The organism is Mesorhizobium sp. M0870, assembly GCF_040319775.1.
GTDB lineage: Bacteria > Pseudomonadota > Alphaproteobacteria > Rhizobiales > Rhizobiaceae > Mesorhizobium.
In genome coordinates this window covers 72,627-90,819 of sequence record NZ_JAMYOI010000011.1, presented here as the reverse complement: position 1 = coordinate 90,819, position 18,193 = coordinate 72,627, and the positions used below count along the sequence as shown (strand labels likewise).

Below are 18,193 nucleotides of genomic sequence, written 5' to 3'. Positions count from 1 at the left end.
GTCTACAGCGAATGACCTGAAAATCGGATTCGACTTCCGGAAAGGATCATGCGCGAAATCAAAATGCTATGGCGTCCTTCGTGCGTCCACGGGACGAATGGCGTTGGTGTAGCGCGGAATTCCTAGTCGGCAAATCTGCGTATTGCAACGACTTGATGGCATATCACACGTTATTTTGAACAACTATATTAAACAATAACAGTATCAGACTATCAGCGCCTTGTCGCGCCACAAACGAAACCCGCCTTCGAAGGCGCGTGTGTTGTCGCCGCGCCTGGAGTCGGCGGGCAATTCATCGAGCTTGTCGACGTTGCCGCCGCCAATCACGACATAGTCCGGCTGCATGGCGGCACGGAGCCGGTCGACGACGTCGAAGACGTGTTTGCGCCATTTCTTCTTGCCGCGCTTTTCCAGGCCGCGCTCGCCGACATAATCCTCGAAACTCCTGCCCTTCTTGTAGGGCAAATGCGCGAGTTCCATCGGTTGGGCGACGTTGTCGGCAATCATCGCCGCACCGAGACCGGTGCCGAGCCCGAGGAACAGCATACGCCCGCCCTCGTAGCTGCCGATGGCCTGCATCAGCGCGTCATTGACCACTTTCACCGGTTTGCCGAACGCACCCGCAAAGTCGAATCCAGCCCAGCCCTTGCCGAGATTGGCGGGGTCGGCGAGCGGCCTGTCGTGGTTGACCGGACCGGGATAGCCCATCGAGACGACGTCGTAGGACAGGTCTTCGGCGAGCTTGTTGACCGTATCGATCATCTGCCGCGGCGTCAGGCCCGGCCCCGAATCGGCGCGGCGCTCCTCGCCGCCGGCGCTGGTGAGGATCTTGACGTGCGAGCCGCCGATGTCGATCGTGAGCACGATTTTTTTAGTGTCCGGCTTCTCGGTGCCCGATGCTGGTTGCTTCACTGCCTTGGCCATCGTGTGATCCTCTCACTTCACCGGATCGATCCAGCCATTGGGCGGTCCGAACCCGGCCATGACGTCCGCGGGTCCCCATGTGAGCGGCTCGTAGAGGTGCGGCGGCGTGGTGTCGCCAAGCACCGGGCCGACGATGCGCCAGGCCAGTTCGCTGGCGTCCTGGCGGGTGAACAGCTGGCCGTTGCCGTTCATGGCATCACCGATCAGCCGCTCGTAGGGCGGCATGTCGCTTTTGCTGTCGTCGAGCGCCGTCAGTTCGACCTGCTCGCCGATCATGTCGTCGCCCGGTGCCTTGCGCTGTGCTCCGATGGCGATCACCACCTGCGGGTCGATGCGGAAGCGGACGTAGTTCTGGTCGGCGGGCTTGATCGGATCGAAGACATCGAGCGGCGGCCGCTTCAGCCGCACCACCACTTCGGTGACGTGCACCGGCATGTTCTTGCCGGCGCGGATGAAAAACGGCACGTCCTGCCAGCGCCAGGTGTCGACGAAGAAACGCACCGCCGCGAAGGTCTCGACCGGCGAGTTCGGCGCCACGCCGGGTTCGGCGAGATAGCCGGTGAACTGGCCACGCACGACATCGTCTTTTGTCAGCGTCCTGATCGCGCGCAGCACTTGCACCTTCTCGTCGATCAGGTCGTCGGCGGAACGGCCGACAGGCGGCTCCATGGCAAGCAGCAACAGGATGTTGAGCAGGTGGTTCTCGATGACGTCCCTGATGCAGCCGACATCGTCACAGAAGCGGCCACGGCCCTCGACGCCGAAATCCTCGGCCATGGTGATCTGCACGCTTTCGACGTAGTTGCGGTTCCAGATCGGCTCGAGCAGCGAATTGGCGAAGCGGAAATAGAGCAGGTTCTGGATCGCTTCCTTGCCCAGATAATGGTCGATACGGAAGATCGACTGTTCGTCGAACACCAGATGCAGGACGCGGTTCAGCCAGCGCGCCGATTGCAGGTCGTGGCCGAAGGGCTTTTCCACCATCAGCCGCGCGCCATGCGCGGTGCCTGATTGCTCCAGTCCCTGGACGACGGTCTCGAACATGGTCGGCGGCACCGCCATGTAGTGCAGCGGCCGCTGCGCGGTGCCGAGGGCGTTTTTCAGTTTCTCGAACGTCGCTCCATCGCGGTAGTCGCCGCTGACGTAGCGCAGCAGCGAGGCGAATTTGGCGAACACCTTTTCGTCGATCTTGCCGAGCGCATTGACGATGCCGTCGCGGGCGCGCGCCTGCAATTGCTTGAGGTCCCAGGCATCGAAGGCGACGCCGATCACCGGTTCGGTGAGCGTGCCCTTGGCGACCATCTGGTAAAGGGCTGGAAATATCTTCTTGTGGGCAAGGTCGCCGGTTGCCCCGAAGAGCACCAGCGTGTCGGATCGTTCCTGGCTCATGCGCGTGTCTCCCCCAGTGTCGTCACTTGCCGGCCTTCGGCTTCTCGACATGGCCGCCAAAGGCATAGCGCATGGCGGAGAGCAGCTTGTCGGCGAATTCGGATTCGCCCTGCGAGGAGAAGCGGTCGAACAGCGCCGAGGACAGCACCGGAGCCGGCACGCCGGTGTCGATAGCCGCCTTCAGCGTCCAGCGGCCTTCGCCGGAATCCGAGACGCGGCCGCCGAAATTCACCAGGCCCGGATCGCTTTTCAATGCGCCGGCCGTCAGGTCGAGCAGCCAGGAGCCGATAACGCTGCCATGCCGCCAGACCTCGGCCACCTGGGGAAGGTCGATGTCGAACTGGTAGTATTGCGGGTTTTCCAGCGGACTGGTCTCGGCGTCCGCCGTCCGTTGCCGCTTGCCGGCATTGGACGACTTCAGGATGTTCATGCCTTCGGCATAGGCGGCCATGACGCCATATTCGATGCCGTTGTGGACCATCTTGACGAAGTGGCCGGCGCCGCTCGGTCCGCAATGCAGATAGCCAAAGGGCGCGGTCCCGGCATCCCCAGGCGGATTGGAGCCGGCATCGGCGCCCGGCGCCAGCGTGGCGAAGATCGAATCGAGGTGCTGCACCGCCACGTCTGGGCCGCCGATCATCAGGCAGTAGCCACGGTCCAGGCCCCAGACGCCGCCGCTGGTGCCGACATCGACAAGATGGATACCCTTGCCGGTCAGTTTCGCGGCCTGGTCGACGGCATCGTGATAATAGGAATTGCCGCCGTCGATGACGATGTCGCCGGGCTCCATCAGGGCCGCCACCTGGTCGATGATCCTGCCGGTGATCGCGGCCGGCAGCATCAGCCACACGCAGCGCGGCTTGGCCAGCTTGCCGACGAATTCTTCCAGCGAGGCCGCCCCTGACGCGCCGTCGGTCACCAGGGCCGCGACGCTGGCCGGGTTGATGTCGTAGACGACGCATTCGTGGCCGTTGCGCATCAGGCGCCGGACCATGTTGGCGCCCATCCGGCCCAGTCCCATCATTCCGATCTGCATGGTTTCGTCCCTATTTTCTAGGAGATTTATGGGGTTTATCGAGGGAAGGTCTACTGGCTATGATCTACTGGCCATCTTGGTCGCCCGATATGACGGAGAAGTCGACATTCTCCCAATCGCCGGTCCCGGGCCAGAAAAAAGTGAAGGTCAGCGTGCTTCCCTCGGGGAGGCTTGCCGCGGGCAGATCGGCAAGATGGATGCCGAAGGCGTTCTCCACCGTCTGGCTGTCATGGGCGGTCGCCCAGTTGTCGGTGCTCCAGTGGACTGTAGCCGGGTCCAACACTTCGACGCGCAACGTCTTGCCCTCCGGCATGGCGCGGATCTTGTTGTTGAACCGCCAGGTTCTGAACGGCGATACGGTCTTGTCCTCGATATAGCGCTTGACGCCTTGCGGCGGCATGTCGAAGACCGCGCCGTCGCGCAGCGAGCGCAGCAGCTTGATATGCTCCGAATGCGCCCAGACCAGCGGCATGGCGCTGCCCGAGGGGCGGCCGTGCAGCAGTTCGCGTTCCGGCAGATCGGCGCCGTCCCAGACCTGCTCCGGCAACAGGCCGCCCGGTCCGGCCGAGCCTTCCAGCGCTGCCAGCAGGCTGGCTGCCTTTTCCTCGTGTCCAGCCGCCAGCTCATAGTGGGCGCGTTCGCCGGCCAGCAGCGGCCAGGGGCGACCCTGGCCGGTGCCATCGAAGGGTGCGCCGTCTTCGTGCTCGCCGTAGCCGTCACCATTGTAGCGATACCAGAGCGGCCCTTGCGGCAGATCGCAGCGCAATTGCGCGTCGATGACCTTGACCGTGTCTGCCATGCGCGGATCGTCGGCTGCCCGCAGACCGAAGCGGACAAGTGCCAGCGCATCCGGGCTGACGATCTCCTTGGCGGGCCGATCCGTGTCGCCGGGCGGCCGGTTCTTGATCGGGACATAGCCGTCCTTCGGCGAACCGGCCTCGGCGCTATCGGGCGACGCCATGCGGACATAGTAACCGTCGACGCCGACTTGACTGCAGGTCGCCGTGCCGGTGACGTATGTCCAGCGCTCGACCTGATCGTTCCAGACGTCTGATGTCTCGCGCAGATAGGTCGCGGCGTCTGTCTTGCCGCAGGCGTCGAGCAGGTCTGCCGCGGCAAGCATTGCGGCGATTTCGACCGCCAGCGTGAACGGGCTGTAGCCGGCATCCTCTTCCCAGCGGTCCTCGGCGGTGACGGGTCCGTTGCGCACGACATAGCCGGCGGCGCGCTCGATCATCGGCAGGAAGGTCATGAGCCTGGCGCGCGGCAAATGGCCGGCGCGGCGCAAAGCATCGGCCAGCAGCAGCGGAAAGGCGCATTCGTCCATCTGGATGCCGGGCCAATAGGCCGATCCGTCGAGCCAGGCGTTCTGCGGCCAATGGCCGTCCGGCTGCTGGATGGAGCTGAGGTAATCGAGGATTTGCAGAGCCGAGGCAGCATCGCCGGCAGCAAGAAAGCCGCCCGCCGTCTCGACCAGATCGCGCGGCCAGACCAGATGGTAGCCGCCGAGGTCGTCGTCACCCTTGTTGAAGCCCCACGGGATCGACAGGCTGGCGACCGCGGCGCCCGGTGTGGCGATCGACCGGTGCGTCGCCAGTACCGCCGTCGAGATGCGATAGAAGTTGATCCCGGGCACCGCGTGCCGGTCCAGCGGCAGCAAGCCCTTTTGCCAGTTGCGCCAGTTCTGGAGGTAGGATTTCGCCGCGGGTTCAAAACCCTGCTTCAGGCTGGCGAAAGCATGTTCCGCGGCCTCGTCTGATGTCGCGCCAAACCCAAGCGCCAGCAAGGCCTTGGTCTCTGTGGCGGAAAAGCCGATCTCGCCCGTCAGCGCGACATTGCCGTCCTCGGCCCGCTGGCAAGCCGGATCGAGTTCTCCGGTGTTGTGGAGTTGCTGCCAGCCGTCGGAAAAGCCGACATAGCCGGCCGAACCGGTTTTCCACGGCAGCGACGAAGCCAGCGCCAGGCAAGAGCCGCGTCCCGAGGCGAACAGCACGGGCTTTCCCTCGTGCTCGCCGAACCATGCGGTGTTGCCCATGCCGGCATTGACCAGATGCGGCGCCAGAAGCGCGTAGACGCGGTAGTCACCGGGCACCCCTTTCAGCGCCGTGAAGGTGATTTCCTGCAGCAGCGCCGGGCGCGCCGGGTCGGCGAGGATGCGCTTCTCGATCCGCCAGGCGCCGTCGCTCGCCGTATTGACCAGCCGGTAGGCGGGCACGCCGTCCTCGAACGGTTCGATCGTATGCACGGCATCGCGTTTCTCTTCCGAAAAATAGCCGCCGGGGCCGGTGACGATCAAGCCGAGGTCGCGGGTGCAGGCGCTGTCGACGCGCGGATAGTAGACTTCGTTGAGGATGCCGTGGCTGATCGTGAACCAGATCCGGCCGGCCGGCGAAAGCGACGTTCCGACGCCACTCTTGGCGCTTGATGTCCAGCGCGCCGGGATTCCCGGGGCGCCCGGAGCAACGTTTTGCGTCACTGGCATTCTGTTTCGGTCTCCTGGCCTCCTCCCTAGACCAGGACGCGAACCCTTTACAATCATTGCACCGCAAGTTGATCGGGCGGGCCAACGGCAGGGCAACGAATTCGGGCTGACGGGTTTCTTCGGAGCCTTCGCCCGCGCATTGACTGACGGAGCATCAAACGAAAAACCCGCCTGTGCGGCGGGTCATAGGCGCAAATCAGCACCATGGACAAAAATGTACCATAGCTGAGGGCACCGAGTCAAGAAAAAATTCCTATTACCGCCACAAGGCTGCCGACACCGCCGAGCTGTCGTCAGCTCTTTGTCAAGCTGAGTGCGGGGCCCTATGGCCAACGGGTCGTCGTTGACAGCGGCGGCGGCATGCGTCCACTATTTCGCGGCACGGGAGGATCGTGAAAACAATGGCGGAAGTGTCCCTGGTCCTGATCGACCGGCTGCTGGCGATATCGCGGGCGCTTGGCGGCCATATCGATCCCGGCACGGCGTTCCGCGCGACAGCCATCGAGATCGGCTCGCTCATTCCGCACGATCACATGGATCTGGCGGTGCTGTCGCATGACGGCCGCCGGCACGCCTGTTACGAAGCCGGCTTCCACACCAGCTGGAGCGAGCTTGCCCAGCATCCGCTGCCGACCGAAGTCAGCCCGATCCGCTCGGTGCTGTGGGGCGAAGTCCCCTATCTGCTCGCCGACGACGCGTTGAGCGACGAGCGGTTCCATTTCGCCACCGCTATCGACGGCCCGATCTTCGCCGCCAGGCTGCGCAGCCGCATCGTCGTGCCGCTCAGGGCGCGCGGCGGCATCATTGGCGCGCTCAACATCAGCCGGCACGAGGTCGACTGCTACACGCTTGCCGATGTCGCGGTCGCCCAGCAATGCGCGGACCTGATCGCGCCCTACATCTTCGCGCTGATCCAGACCGAGGAGGCGCGCCGCGCCATGCTGGCCGAGAGCGAGGCGCGCAACCGTGTCGAACTGCTGCGCGTCGGCGCCTCGCAATTGACCGAAGGCATGGAGCGCGAACGGCGGCGCATGGCCATGGATCTGCACGACCAGACGCTTGCCGATCTCGCCCGCATCGCGCGCCAGCTTTCGGCGCTTCGCGGCCAGGGCGTGGCGCGGGCAGCACAGCTTGCCGATCTCGAAAAGGAGGTCGCCGGCTGCCTGACGGAACTGCGCCACATCGTCGACGACATGCGGCCGAGTGTGCTCGAACTGTTCGGCCTGCGCGACGCGGTCGAGGCGCATCTCAACCGCAGCGTCGCCAGGGCCAAGCCGCCGATCGCCGTGCGCATCGCCGACACCAGCGACGGTGGCGCCGACAGCCTGTCCGAGCCAGTGCGGACCGCGCTCTACCGGATCGTGCAGGAAGCGATCAACAATGCCGTGCGCCATGCCGCGCCGCACCGCATCGACGTGCTGCTGGCGTCGACCGCGAGCGTGCTGCGGGTGATCGTGACGGATGACGGCCAGGGCTGCGGCGCTGTTGATCCGGCCGCGTATGGCGGCATCGGCCATATGCACACGCGGGCAGCCCTTATCGGGGCGCGGCTGCGTATCGGCCAGGCCGGCCGCAAGAACGGCGGCACCCGTGTCGTCGTCGAGATCGACCGCCAGCCGTCGCGAGACCTGGCGGCGGCTGCAGCGGTTCCTGGCGAGCTCGCCGTATCGGAGGCCATGTGATGCTTGTGATGATAGCCGAGAATGACGGGCTGCACCGTAGCTTCGCGCGGCGAACGGTGGAGCAGTTGTGGCCCGGCGACGTCGAGGTCATCGAAGCGAGTGACGGCGAGGACGCCATCAACCTGGCGGCCGAACGCGAGCCACTGCATGTCGTGCTCGATTTGCAGATGCCGAAGGCGACGGGAATCGAAGTTGCCAAGGCGATCTGGAACCGCCGCGCCGGCACGCACATCCTGTTCTGGTCGAATTTCGCCGACGAAGCCTATGTGCGCGGCGTGGCGCGCATCGTGCCGCCCGGCTCGGTCTACGGCTATGTGCTCAAATCGGCGACGGAGGAGGGCATGCGGTCCGCCCTGCGCGGGGTTTTCCGCGAAGGCCACTGCATCATCGACCGCGAGATCCGCGGCATCCAGCACCGCGTGCAGGACAAGTTCGAGGGCATCACCGACGGCGAATATGAGAGCCTTATCGACATCGCGCTCGGCCTGACCGACCGGGCGATCGCGGCGCGGCGCGGCCTGTCGATCCGTGGTGCGCAGAGCCGCATCAAGCACTGCTACGACAAGCTCGGCATCGTGCCGGCGGAGGACGGCGCCGGCGATGCTTCCGTGTTCAACTCGCGGACGCGGGCGATCTATCTCGCCATGGCGCGTGGCCTGATCAACATCGACGCACTGCGCCGCGAACAGGACCGGCTCGATGCCTGGCTGGCGGAGCACTGAAACAGCGGCGGCCACGCCCCGGAACTTCGGAAGGTCCGGCGCATTGCTAGTGAACGCCAACTCGATGCCTGCGGACCCGAAGTGCGACCCTCAATCACAGATTCATGGCACCTGGTGCGTGAAAGCATAGTCGGCTTCATCAACGATAATGCGCTTAGTCATGGTGCGGCGATGGCTTTCTATGCCACCACCTCGCTGGCGCCGATCTTGCTGATCGTGGTTGCGATTGCTGGTCTCGTCTTCGGCCACGATGCCGCACAATTGGCCTTGTCCGCGCAGATATCAGGGCTGATGGGACCGGAAAGCGCCGATCTCCTGAAGACTGCGCTGGAAAGTGCATCCGACAGTCTGTACGGCACCTGGGCCGCGATCATAGGGCTGGTCACCTTGCTGGTGGCCGCGTCTGGTGTCTTCGGCGAAATGCAGCAGTCGTTGAACACAATCTGGAAGATCGAACCGCAAGGCAACTCCCTGTCGCGTCTGGTGCGGGCGCGGGCCGCCAGTCTGGGGTTGGTGGCCGCACTCGGGTTCCTGTTGCTGGTCTCTCTCATCGCAAGCGCCGCGATTTCGGCACTGGGCGCTTTCATCAACGCCTATCTGCCGTTCGGAACGATCATACTCAGCGGGATCAATGGCGTCGTTTCGTTTGCGCTTATCTCCGTGATGTTTGCCGCCATTTACAAAGTTTTGCCGGATCGAACCCTGGAATGGCGCGATGTGGCAATTGGCGCTGTCGGGACCGCGGCCCTGTTCACATTGGGAAAATCGCTTATCGGCTGGTACATCGGCACCAGCGCGATTGCGTCCTCGTATGGCGCCGCCGGCGGCCTGCTCGTCATATTGCTCTGGGTTTACTACTCGTCGGAAATTTTCCTCCTCGGTGCCGAGTTCACGCGGGCCTATTCCGTTCGGCACGGCAGCCGGTCCGATCTGAACACCTTGGTTCACAGCCCTCAACCCACGCAGCAAGACCCATTTCGCGCAGGGCAAAAATCCAACGCTGCCGGCGTGGTCGTGCTTGTGGCCGTAGCTTGCGCGAGCGCAACCCTGACCGCGCTTTTGCGGCGTGTTCGCCGGCCCTGATCTGGCGTCGCCCTATTCTATGCTCGATAGGCAGGGCCGACTGTGCAAACGCACAGTCAGCCCTGCGCTTTGACCCGTATCGGCTCGTCGGGACCGCGCCTACGCTCTGCTCCAACAAGAAGACTGTATCGGGAAGCGCTCATGCCATTCGTCACCATGCGGAGTAGCACGGCTGTTCGCGCCGGGAGCCGATGATGTCGGTGTCGGCGCGTGCGCGCCATTCCGGCTTCGACGATGTCGTCGGCGATGCGACCATTGAGACGCTGGCGAGCGGCTTCGGCTTCCTCGAAGGGCCGGTCTGGCACCCCTACGAAAAATGGCTGGTCTTCTCCGACATTCCGGAAAGCCGGATGTATCGCCGCAATGCCGAGGGCGAGATCGAGCTGTTCCGCGCGCCGAGCCACAAGGCCAATGGCAACACGCTGGACCGCCAGGGGCGGCTGGTCACCTGCGAGCATGCGACGAGCCGGGTGACCCGCGCCGAGCCCAACGGCAGCGCGACGGTGCTTGCCACGCACCATCAGGGCAAGCAGCTCAACAGCCCGAACGACATCGTCGTCGCCACCGGCGGATCTATCTACTTCACCGATCCGGGCTATGGCCGGAAGGAATTCTATGGCGTGCCACGCCCGCAGGACCTGCCGTTCCAGGGCGTCTACCGCATCGATGGCGACGGCGCCCGGCTGACATTGCTGGCCGACGATTTCGGGCAGCCGAACGGGCTGTGCTTTTCGCTGGACGAGTCGCGGCTGTTCATCAACGACACCGAACGCGGGCACATCAGGGTGTTCGGCGTGGAAGCCAATGGCGACCTCAATGGCGGCGCGGTGTGGGCAGTAACCGAGGGCGAGGGGCCGGGAGCGCCCGACGGCATGAAGATCGACAGCCGCGGCAATCTCTACTGCACCGGCCCGGGCGGCATCCACATTTTCGACGCGTCGGGCGCCATTCTTGGCGTCATCCGGGCGCCTGAAGATTGCGCGAATTTCACCTTCGGTGACGACGATTTGCAAAGCCTCTACATTACCGCGTCGACGTCGCTGTACCGGCTCAGGGTGCGCGTGCCGGGATTGAGACTGTTTTGAGCTCGCGACAATCCGTGCTCAAATCAGAGTTGAGGCCGGGGTCAAAGCCGGTGGGAATGCAGCAGTCAACACATCTGGGAGGATAACGACATGAAGAAACTGTTCGTTCTGGGCGCTCTGGCCGCAATGCTCGCCTCGGGCACGGCGCTGGCCGACACCAGTGGCAAGAAGATCGCTTTTTCCAACAATTATGCCGGCAATTCCTGGCGGCAGGCGATGCTCGACAGCTATGGCATCGTCACCAAGAAGGCGGTCGCCGACAAGATCGTCGGCGCGGCCGACATCTTCACCACCGCCGACAAGGAGGTGCCGACGCAGGCAGCACAGGTGCAGAACCTGATCCTGCAGGGCTATGACGCGATCGTCATCAACGCCGCCTCGCCGGATGCGCTCAACGGCGCCATCAAACAGGCTTGCGATGCCGGCATCGTCGTCGTCTCCTTCGACGGCACGGTGACCGAGCCTTGCGCCTACCGCGTCGTCGTCGACTTCAAGGACATGGGCAAGCAGGAAGTCGAGCAGATGGCCAAATTCCAGCCCAAGGGCGGCAATCTTCTGGAAATCCGTGGGCTTGCCGGGACCTCGATCGACGATGCCATCCATGCCGGCATCCTCGAAGGCGTCGCCGCCCATCCCGAGTTCAAGATCGTCGGTTCGGTAACCGGCGACTGGGACCAGACGACGGCGCAAAAGGCGGTGGCGACCATCCTGCCGTCGCTGCCCGACATCGTCGGCGTCGTCGACCAGGGCGGTGACGGTTACGGTGCGGCCCAGGCCTTCGCCGCCGCCGGCAAGCCGCGTCCGACCATCATCATGGGCAACCGCCAGGACGAGCTGCAGTGGTGGAAGGAACAGAAGGACAAGGACGGCTACCAGACCTGGTCGGCCTCGATCGCGCCCGGCGTCTCGTCGCTCGCCTTCTGGGTGGCGCAGCAGGTGCTCGACGGCCGCACCGACATTCCGCACGATCTGCTGGTGCCGTACCTGGCCTTCACACAGGACGATTTCGAGGCCGAGCTGCCGAAGATCCCCAAGGGCGGCGTCGCCAGCCACGAATACACGCAGGAAGACGCGATCGCGGCCATTAAAGCCAACATCAAGTGAGCATAACGGCAGCGTTGCCGTCCGTATCGCCGAGCGGATATCGTTGAGCATGCCTGAAGGGAACGCTGACATCATCAGACTGAACGGCGCCGAAAAGCATTTCGGCGCCGTTCGCGCACTGGGCGGCGTCGATTTTCACGTCAGCCCCGGCGAGTGCGTCGGTCTCGTCGGCCATAATGGCGCCGGCAAATCGACGCTGATGCACATGGTGGCGGGCACGCTGGTGCCCGACAGCGGGCAGATCGGCGTGCATGGCGACACCGAGGACAACTACTCGGTGTCGCGCGCGCAGCAGCTCGGCATACGCTGCGTGTTCCAGGAACTGTCGCTGTGCCCCAATCTCAGCGTCGCCGAGAACACGCGCATCAACCACGCTTCGCTGCGCGGATTTGGCTGGCGGCGCAAGGCGGCCGAGTTGATCGCCGCCAAGCTCGACGAGATCTTTCCGGGCCACAGCATTTCGGCGGCGGACATCGTCGGCGACCTGTCGATCGGCCGGCGCCAGATGGTCGAGGTGGCGCGCGCCTTCACCGCCACTCAGGACCGGCTCGACCTCGTCATCCTCGACGAGCCGACCTCGTCGCTCGACGCGCATACGGCGGGCCAATTGCTGGCCTTCGTGCGCCGCTTCGTTGCCGGCGGTAAAAGCTGCATCCTGATCTCGCATGTGCTGGGCGAGGTGCTGCGCAACGCCGACCGCATCGTGGTGATGCGCGACGGCAAGGTGGTTGTCGCCGACGCCGCCAGCGCCTTCGACCGCGACCGGCTGGTGACGGCGATGGGCGGCGCGGAAGCGCGCCAGAAGATTGCGGCGCAAATCGCGGCTGCCAAGCCCGCCGCCAGTCCGCTGCGGGTTCGGGCGCGGCCCGCTGCGCAGAAGGACGGCACCGACCTTGTCGCCTGTGCCGGGGAGATCATCGGCCTTGCCGGGCTGGCTGGCCACGGCCAGACTGACCTGCTGCTGGCGATCTTCGCTGCGGCGTCGCGGGCCCGAACCGGCATCGAGGTGACGGCACCTGTGGCGCTGGTCGCCGGCGACCGTCAGTCGGACGGCATTTTCCCGCAATGGTCGATTGCTGAGAATATCGGCATCCGCTCGCTGGCGCGGCTGCGCAGCGGGCTGTTGATCTCGCCGCAGCGCGAGGCGGAGCTTGCTGCATTCTGGCAAAAGAAGATCGGCATCCGCACGCCGGATATGAACAACAACATCTTTTCACTGTCGGGCGGCAACCAGCAGAAGGCGCTGTTTGCGCGTGCGCTCGGCTCGGACGCGCAGATCGTGCTGATGGACGACCCGATGCGCGGCGTCGACATCGGCACCAAGCTGGAGGTCTACGACCTCGTGCGCGAAGAGGCCGCCCGAGGCCGCACCTTCCTCTGGTACACCACGGAAACCGAAGAGCTCGACAATTGCGACCACATCTATGTCTTCAAGAACGGCCGCATCGTCGCCAATCTGCGCCGCGACGAGTTGACCGAAGAGAAGATCATCCAGTCCTCCTTCGGCGATGCGGCCTGAGATGACGGCCGCCAGCCTCGACACCGCCGCCAGGACATCCGCCGAACGTGGCGCGCTTGCCCGCGCGCGCCTGCTGCGCGGGCTGCTGCCCGCGCTGTCGCTGGCGCTGGTGCTGCTCGCCATCGCCTGGCTCAACCCGCGCGCCATCAGCTATTTCGGCTTCAGCCTGATGCTGAACCTGGCAATCCCGATCGCCCTGGCGACGATCGCGCAGATGTTCGTCATTGCCGGCAACGAGCTCGACCTGTCGATCGGCACCTTCGTCGGCTTCGTCGGCTGCGTCACGGCGACCTGGCTGAAGGACGCGCCGCTCATCGGTGCCGCCATCCTGCTCGGATCGATCGGTGTCTATGCGCTGCTCGGCGCGCTGATCCATCTGCGCAATTTGCCTTCCATCGTGGTGACGCTCGGCATGAGCTTCGTCTGGCAGGGCCTCGCCATTCTCGTTTTGCCCAAACCCGGCGGCAAGGCGCCGGACTGGCTGCTCGGGCTGATGGCGTTCAAGCCGCCTTTCGTGCCGTTCCCGATCATCGCCGCGCTGCTGATCGGCCTCATCGTTCATTTTGGCCTGATGCGCACCTCCTACGGCGTGATCCTGCGCGGGTCCGGCGGCAATCCGGCGGCACTCGGGCGCGCCGGCTGGTCGCTGCTCAAGACCAAGATCGTGCTGTTTGCGCTCGCGGGTCTGTTCGGCGTGCTGTCCGGCATGGCGCTGATCGGCATCACCACCTCGGCCGATGCCAATATCGGCAATGGCTACACGCTGCTGGCGATCGCCGGCGTCATCCTCGGCGGCGGCGAATTCGTCGGCGGCCGGGTATCGCCGATAGGTGCTGTGATCGGCGCGCTGACGCTGGCGCTGGCCGCATCGCCATTGCTCACCTTCATGCACATCCCGCCCGACTGGCAGGTGGCCGCCAACGGCGCCATCCTGATCATCGTGCTGGCGGCGCGGGTGCTGATCAGCCGCAAGGAGAGGTGAGCGATGACATCGGTGAAATCGCTGCTCACCAAACCCTGGATCTGGTCGTTCATTGGCGCGCTTCTGGTGTGGCTGGCGACGATCGCCTTCACCGGCGGTTATGGCGCCGGCGGCATGGTCACTGCGGCCCTGTCGCTTGCGGTGTTCACCGTCATTGTCGGCGTCGGCCAGATGTTCGTCATCACGCTGGGGCCGGGCAATGTCGACCTGTCGCTGCCGGCCAATATCGGCCTTGCCAGCGCCGTCGCGATGAAAGTGATGGACGGCAACGATTCCATGATCGCGGTCGGGCTGCTGGCGGCGCTTGCCTGCGGGGCGGCGATCGGCGCCGCCAACTATCTGCTGATCTGGGCGCTGCGCATCCCGCCGATCATCGCCACTTTGTCGGCCAGCTTCATCATCCAGTCGATCGACATCAGCTACGGACGCGGCTTGCAGATCAAGCCGCCGCCGGGCTTCGCCGATTTCGCCAACCGGCAGGTGCTGGGCATTCCGGTGCTGGCGATCCTCACCGTGCTGTTCACCATCGGTGCGGCCGTCGCCCTGCAGCGTATGATCTATGGCCGCTCGGTGCTGGCGATCGGCCAGAACATTCGGGCGGCGTGGCTCGCCGGCGTCAATGTCGGCCGCATCCGCTTCCTCACCTACACGCTGTCGGGCGCGCTCGGCGGCATCGACGGTGCGCTGCTCGCCGGTTATTTCCGCGGCGCCAATGTCGACATCGGCAATGAATATCTGCTGGCCTCGATCGCCGTCGTCGTCATCGGCGGCACGTCGGTAGCCGGCGGCAAGGCCAATGTGCCTGGCGTGTGGGGCGCGGCGCTGTTCCTGGTGCTGCTTTTGACCATGCTCAACACGTTTGGGGTGAGTGCCGGGGTGCGATTGCTGCTCACGGGGCTGATCATTGTCGGGGTGATCACGGCGGCGGGCGGGCAGAAAGCGCCGCGGTAGCGGGAGCAGGACGCCGACGCTGGCGGGACAGCACCCCCCTCTGGCCTGCCGGCCATCTCCCCCGCAAGGAGGGAGATCGGCAGCTTCGCCGTTTCGTCCGCCTTTCAACGTTGAAAATTGGGAAGGCCGTCGTGACGTCCGATCTCCCCCCTTGCGGGGGAGATGCCCGGCAGGGCAGAGGGGGGTGTGAAGGATCTCTACTTCGGCGATGATGGCAGCCGGGCACCTCGAGCCGCTAATCATTGTGCCAGGCCTCCCTCTGGTTTCCATCCACGTCATAGCGCTGTAAATCCAATCGCGCGGCTGCAGGCCGTTCACCATTGTCCGGAGGTTTGCTTGTCCGATTTTGTGAAGGTCAGCCGAGACGGCGACGTCGCCATCGTCACCATCGACAACCCGCCGGTCAACGCGCTGAGCTTTCATGTCCGCGAACCGCTGATGCAGGCGCTGGTCGAGTTGCGGGATGATCCGTCGGTTGCCGCCATCGTCATTGCATGCGCGGGCCGGACCTTTGTCGCCGGCGCCGACATCACCGAATTCGGCAAGCCGATGGAACAGCCCGAGCTACGCGCCATTGTGGCTGTGCTGGAGACCATCGCCAAGCCGACGGTCGCCGCCATCCATGGCACCGCGCTCGGCGGCGGGCTGGAGCTGGCGCTGGGCTGCCATTTCCGCGTCGCCGATGCCGGCGCCAAGCTCGGCCTGCCGGAGGTGAAGCTCGGCCTGTTGCCGGGGGGCGGCGGCACGGTGCGGCTGCCGCGCCTGGTCGGCGCGGTGAAGGCGCTCAGGATGGTCGTCTCCGGTACGCCGGTCGGTGCGACCGAGGCGCATGCCGCCGGTCTGGTCGATGCCGTCTTCGAAGGCGGTCTGACCACGCATGCCGTGAACTTCGCCAGGGAAATAGCCCGCAAGGGTGGTCCCTTTACGCCGGTGCGTGATCGCAATGAGGGGCTCAAGGAGACCGACCTCGCGGCTTTCGACGCCGAGGCTGCGGATCTTGCCAGGAAAGCGCGCGGGCTCGAGGCGCCGATCGCCTGTGCGCTGTCGGTGCGCAATGCCGTCATGCTGCCCTTCGATGCGGCGCTGGCGGCGGAGCGTGCGCTGTTCGTCAAGCTGGTCGCCAGCGACCAGTCGCGGGCGCAGCGCCATGTGTTCTTCGCCGAACGTGAGGCGGCAAAGCTTCCCGGAAAAGACATCGTCAAGCGCAGGATCGCCCGCGTCGGCGTCATCGGCGCCGGTACGATGGGCGGCGGCATCGCCATGGCCTTCGCCAATGGCGGCTACCCGGTCACCATGCTGGAAACCAGCCATGAGGCGCTGCAGCGCGGGCTGGCGACCATCGACAAGAACTACTCGGTGTCCGTCACGCGCGGCTCGCTGACGGCAGATGCCAAGCGCGAGCGCCTCGCCCTGTTCAAGGGCTCCACCGACTATGCCGATCTCGCCGATTGCGACCTGATCGTCGAGGCGGTGTTCGAGGACATGGCGGTCAAGAAGGAGGTTTTCGGCAAGCTGGAAGCCGTGGCCAAGCCAGGCGCGATCCTCGCCACCAATACCTCCTATCTCGACATCAACGAAATCGCCGCCTCGACCTCGCGGCCGCAGGATGTGCTCGGCCTGCATTTCTTCTCGCCGGCCAATGTCATGAAGCTCTTGGAGATCGTGCGCGCCGACAAGACCTCGCCCGATGCGCTGGCGACCGTCGTCGACTTGGCGCGGCGGATCGGCAAGGTGGCGGTCGTCGTCGGCGTCTGCCACGGCTTCGTCGGCAACCGCATGCTGGCCGCGCGTGGCTCGGAATCGGAAGCGCTTCTTCTGGAGGGTGCGACGCCCAGCCAGATCGACCAGGCCTTTACCGATTTCGGCTGGCCGATGGGGCCTTTCCAGATGGGCGATCTCGCCGGTCTCGACATTGGCTGGCGCAACCGCAAGGCACGCGGCCTGTCGGCCGTGATCGCCGATACGCTGTGCGAACAAGGGCGTTTCGGCCAGAAGACCGGCTGGGGGTTCTATCTCTACGAGAACGGTTCGCGTACCCCGGCCCCGGATCCGGAGGTCGAGGTGCTGATCCGCGACAAGGCCGCCGAGAGGGGCATCGCGCCGCGCGCGATCAGTGCGGAAGAAATCATCGAGCGCACGCTTTACCCCCTGATCAATGAGGGCGCCAAGATCCTGGAGGAAGGCATAGCGGCCCGCGCGTCCGACATCGATGTCGTCTGGGTCAATGGCTACGGCTTTCCCGTGGGCAAGGGCGGACCGCTGTTCTGGGCTGGCCTTGAAGGCCCGGCCAGGCTCATCGAGCGGCTCGAGTACTGGCATCAGCGGACGGGCAAGGACGTGTTCAAGCCCGCGCCGCTGCTGAAGCGGATGGCCGAGACCGGATCGTGGGAAGCCGGCGGTTAGGGGTCCTGCCGGATCCGCGCGTCGATGATCTCGACGAAACGTGCGAACAGGCCAGCCTGCGACTTGATCTTGAGCTTGCGATAGATGTTGCGTCGATGGACCTTCACGGTGCCCGGCACGATGCGCATGGCCCTGGCGATCGATTCCGTCGAATGCCCCTGCAGCACCAGGTCAACGACATGTTTTTCGCGCGGCGTCAGCGACAGGCTTTGCCAGATATGGGCGCGGTCGAACTCGTTGACTGGAGCGGTCGTCTCGTCCTGCTGCGCCTCTGCCGGTTCGTCGGCCGGAAGGGCGGGCCAGCGCAGCCTGGCGAAGCTGATCACCGCCGGCGCCATGTCGCGCAGCAACCTGGCATCGGCGGTGCCGAACGGGCCTGAAGCGCGCAGCCGCATCAGCGACAACACCAGCGCATCCTTGCCCGGCAGCGGCACGAAGAAGCCGACCTCCTCGGCCAGCCTGGTCTGGCTGTAGTAGGAGCGGAAATACTCGCTGGCATAGAAGCGGTCCGGCGCCAGTTCGCGCATGCGCCAGAACCCTTCCTTGCGCTCGACCGCAGCGTGGTGGAACGGGTCGAGCAGATACGGCCCCTCCTGATAGAGCGCGACGAAGACGTGGCTTTCGGCCGGCGAGAAGGTTTCGAACAGCAGCGGCGGGCGCGCCGCGCCGCGATAGCCGAACACCACGCAGTGGTCGAAGCTGACATGGAGCCGCAGCCAATCGACCAGCGCATTGCCGAACAGGTCGCCGCTGGTCTCCCGCGTCCCCGCGACGAGCGTGGCGAGCTGGCTGTATTCGTCGCTGCGGGACAATCCATACCCCCTTAAACGA

General features: G+C 65.0%; 14 protein-coding genes. 9 read left to right on the top strand and 5 right to left on the bottom strand.

Annotation, left to right across the window (positions count from 1 at the left end; translation table 11 throughout):
* Positions 1-204 precede the first annotated feature (204 nt).
* From NKH97_RS15460 to NKH97_RS15445, 4 genes are all read right to left on the bottom strand, one after another.
* On the bottom strand, positions 205-924 hold the full coding sequence (locus NKH97_RS15460; RefSeq protein ID WP_352442097.1) for an ROK family protein: 720 nt from the start codon (positions 922-924) through the stop codon (positions 205-207).
* Positions 925-936: 12 nt separating this feature from the next.
* Positions 937-2,313: a glucose-6-phosphate dehydrogenase gene (gene zwf, locus NKH97_RS15455; RefSeq protein WP_352797726.1), complete on the bottom strand. Its 1,377-nt coding sequence runs from the start codon at positions 2,311-2,313 to the stop codon at positions 937-939.
* Between the two features lie 22 nt (positions 2,314-2,335).
* Positions 2,336-3,349, bottom strand: coding sequence for a phosphogluconate dehydrogenase (NAD(+)-dependent, decarboxylating) (gene gnd / locus NKH97_RS15450; RefSeq protein ID WP_352442099.1), 1,014 nt, complete (start codon positions 3,347-3,349; stop codon positions 2,336-2,338).
* 64 nt (positions 3,350-3,413) lie between these two features.
* Positions 3,414-5,831: a glucan 1,4-alpha-glucosidase gene (locus NKH97_RS15445; RefSeq protein ID WP_352797723.1), complete on the bottom strand. Its 2,418-nt coding sequence runs from the start codon at positions 5,829-5,831 to the stop codon at positions 3,414-3,416.
* Between the two features lie 401 nt (positions 5,832-6,232).
* On the opposite strand from NKH97_RS15445, the gene NKH97_RS15440 reads away from it, so the two are divergent.
* From NKH97_RS15440 to NKH97_RS15400, 9 genes are all read left to right on the top strand, one after another.
* The gene (locus NKH97_RS15440) at positions 6,233-7,513 is read left to right on the top strand and encodes a sensor histidine kinase (protein WP_352797720.1); all 1,281 of its coding nucleotides are present in this window, start codon (positions 6,233-6,235) and stop codon (positions 7,511-7,513) included.
* Positions 7,513-8,235, top strand: a complete 723-nt coding sequence (locus NKH97_RS15435) for a response regulator transcription factor (protein ID WP_127318792.1) — start codon at positions 7,513-7,515, stop codon at positions 8,233-8,235. The genes NKH97_RS15440 and NKH97_RS15435 overlap by 1 nt, the downstream gene beginning before the upstream one ends.
* A 114-nt stretch (positions 8,236-8,349) precedes the next feature.
* The gene (locus NKH97_RS15430; protein ID WP_352750674.1) at positions 8,350-9,318 is read left to right on the top strand and encodes a YihY/virulence factor BrkB family protein; all 969 of its coding nucleotides are present in this window, start codon (positions 8,350-8,352) and stop codon (positions 9,316-9,318) included.
* A 194-nt stretch (positions 9,319-9,512) separates the two neighbouring features.
* A complete protein-coding gene (locus NKH97_RS15425; RefSeq protein WP_352461341.1) occupies positions 9,513-10,403 on the top strand; it encodes an SMP-30/gluconolactonase/LRE family protein in 891 nt (296 codons plus the stop codon).
* A gap of 90 nt (positions 10,404-10,493) precedes the next feature.
* Positions 10,494-11,507, top strand: a complete 1,014-nt coding sequence (locus NKH97_RS15420; RefSeq protein ID WP_352442103.1) for an ABC transporter substrate-binding protein — start codon at positions 10,494-10,496, stop codon at positions 11,505-11,507.
* Positions 11,508-11,556: 49 nt separating this feature from the next.
* Positions 11,557-13,026 (top strand): sugar ABC transporter ATP-binding protein, encoded by a 1,470-nt coding sequence (locus NKH97_RS15415; protein ID WP_023811210.1) that lies wholly within the window; start codon positions 11,557-11,559, stop codon positions 13,024-13,026.
* A gap of 1 nt (position 13,027) precedes the next feature.
* On the top strand, positions 13,028-14,008 hold the full coding sequence (locus NKH97_RS15410; RefSeq protein WP_023811209.1) for an ABC transporter permease: 981 nt from the start codon (positions 13,028-13,030) through the stop codon (positions 14,006-14,008).
* A 3-nt stretch (positions 14,009-14,011) separates the two neighbouring features.
* Positions 14,012-14,959: an ABC transporter permease gene (locus NKH97_RS15405; protein ID WP_023811208.1), complete on the top strand. Its 948-nt coding sequence runs from the start codon at positions 14,012-14,014 to the stop codon at positions 14,957-14,959.
* 336 nt (positions 14,960-15,295) lie between these two features.
* Complete coding sequence (locus tag NKH97_RS15400) at positions 15,296-17,362, top strand: 3-hydroxyacyl-CoA dehydrogenase NAD-binding domain-containing protein (protein WP_352722583.1); 2,067 nt, start codon at positions 15,296-15,298, stop codon at positions 17,360-17,362.
* Here NKH97_RS15400 and NKH97_RS15395 read toward each other — a convergent pair.
* Positions 17,359-18,174, bottom strand: coding sequence for a helix-turn-helix transcriptional regulator (locus NKH97_RS15395; protein WP_352722582.1), 816 nt, complete (start codon positions 18,172-18,174; stop codon positions 17,359-17,361). The two genes, NKH97_RS15400 and NKH97_RS15395, sit on opposite strands and share 4 nt — an antisense overlap.
* Between the last annotated feature and the right edge of the window lie 19 nt (positions 18,175-18,193).

Excerpts from the sequence above, each read along its gene's own strand:
- NKH97_RS15460 (WP_352442097.1), bottom strand. The coding sequence starts at position 924 with ATGGCCAAGGCAGTGAAGCAACCAGCATCGGGCACCGAGAAGCCGGAC.
- zwf (WP_352797726.1), bottom strand. The coding sequence starts at position 2,313 with ATGAGCCAGGAACGATCCGACACGCTGGTGCTCTTCGGGGCAACCGGC.
- gnd (WP_352442099.1), bottom strand. The coding sequence starts at position 3,349 with ATGCAGATCGGAATGATGGGACTGGGCCGGATGGGCGCCAACATGGTC.
- NKH97_RS15445 (WP_352797723.1), bottom strand. The coding sequence starts at position 5,831 with ATGCCAGTGACGCAAAACGTTGCTCCGGGCGCCCCGGGAATCCCGGCG.
- NKH97_RS15440 (WP_352797720.1), top strand. The coding sequence starts at position 6,233 with ATGGCGGAAGTGTCCCTGGTCCTGATCGACCGGCTGCTGGCGATATCG.
- NKH97_RS15435 (WP_127318792.1), top strand. The coding sequence starts at position 7,513 with ATGCTTGTGATGATAGCCGAGAATGACGGGCTGCACCGTAGCTTCGCG.
- NKH97_RS15425 (WP_352461341.1), top strand. The coding sequence starts at position 9,513 with ATGTCGGTGTCGGCGCGTGCGCGCCATTCCGGCTTCGACGATGTCGTC.
- NKH97_RS15420 (WP_352442103.1), top strand. The coding sequence starts at position 10,494 with ATGAAGAAACTGTTCGTTCTGGGCGCTCTGGCCGCAATGCTCGCCTCG.
- NKH97_RS15415 (WP_023811210.1), top strand. The coding sequence starts at position 11,557 with ATGCCTGAAGGGAACGCTGACATCATCAGACTGAACGGCGCCGAAAAG.
- NKH97_RS15410 (WP_023811209.1), top strand. The coding sequence starts at position 13,028 with ATGACGGCCGCCAGCCTCGACACCGCCGCCAGGACATCCGCCGAACGT.
- NKH97_RS15405 (WP_023811208.1), top strand. The coding sequence starts at position 14,012 with ATGACATCGGTGAAATCGCTGCTCACCAAACCCTGGATCTGGTCGTTC.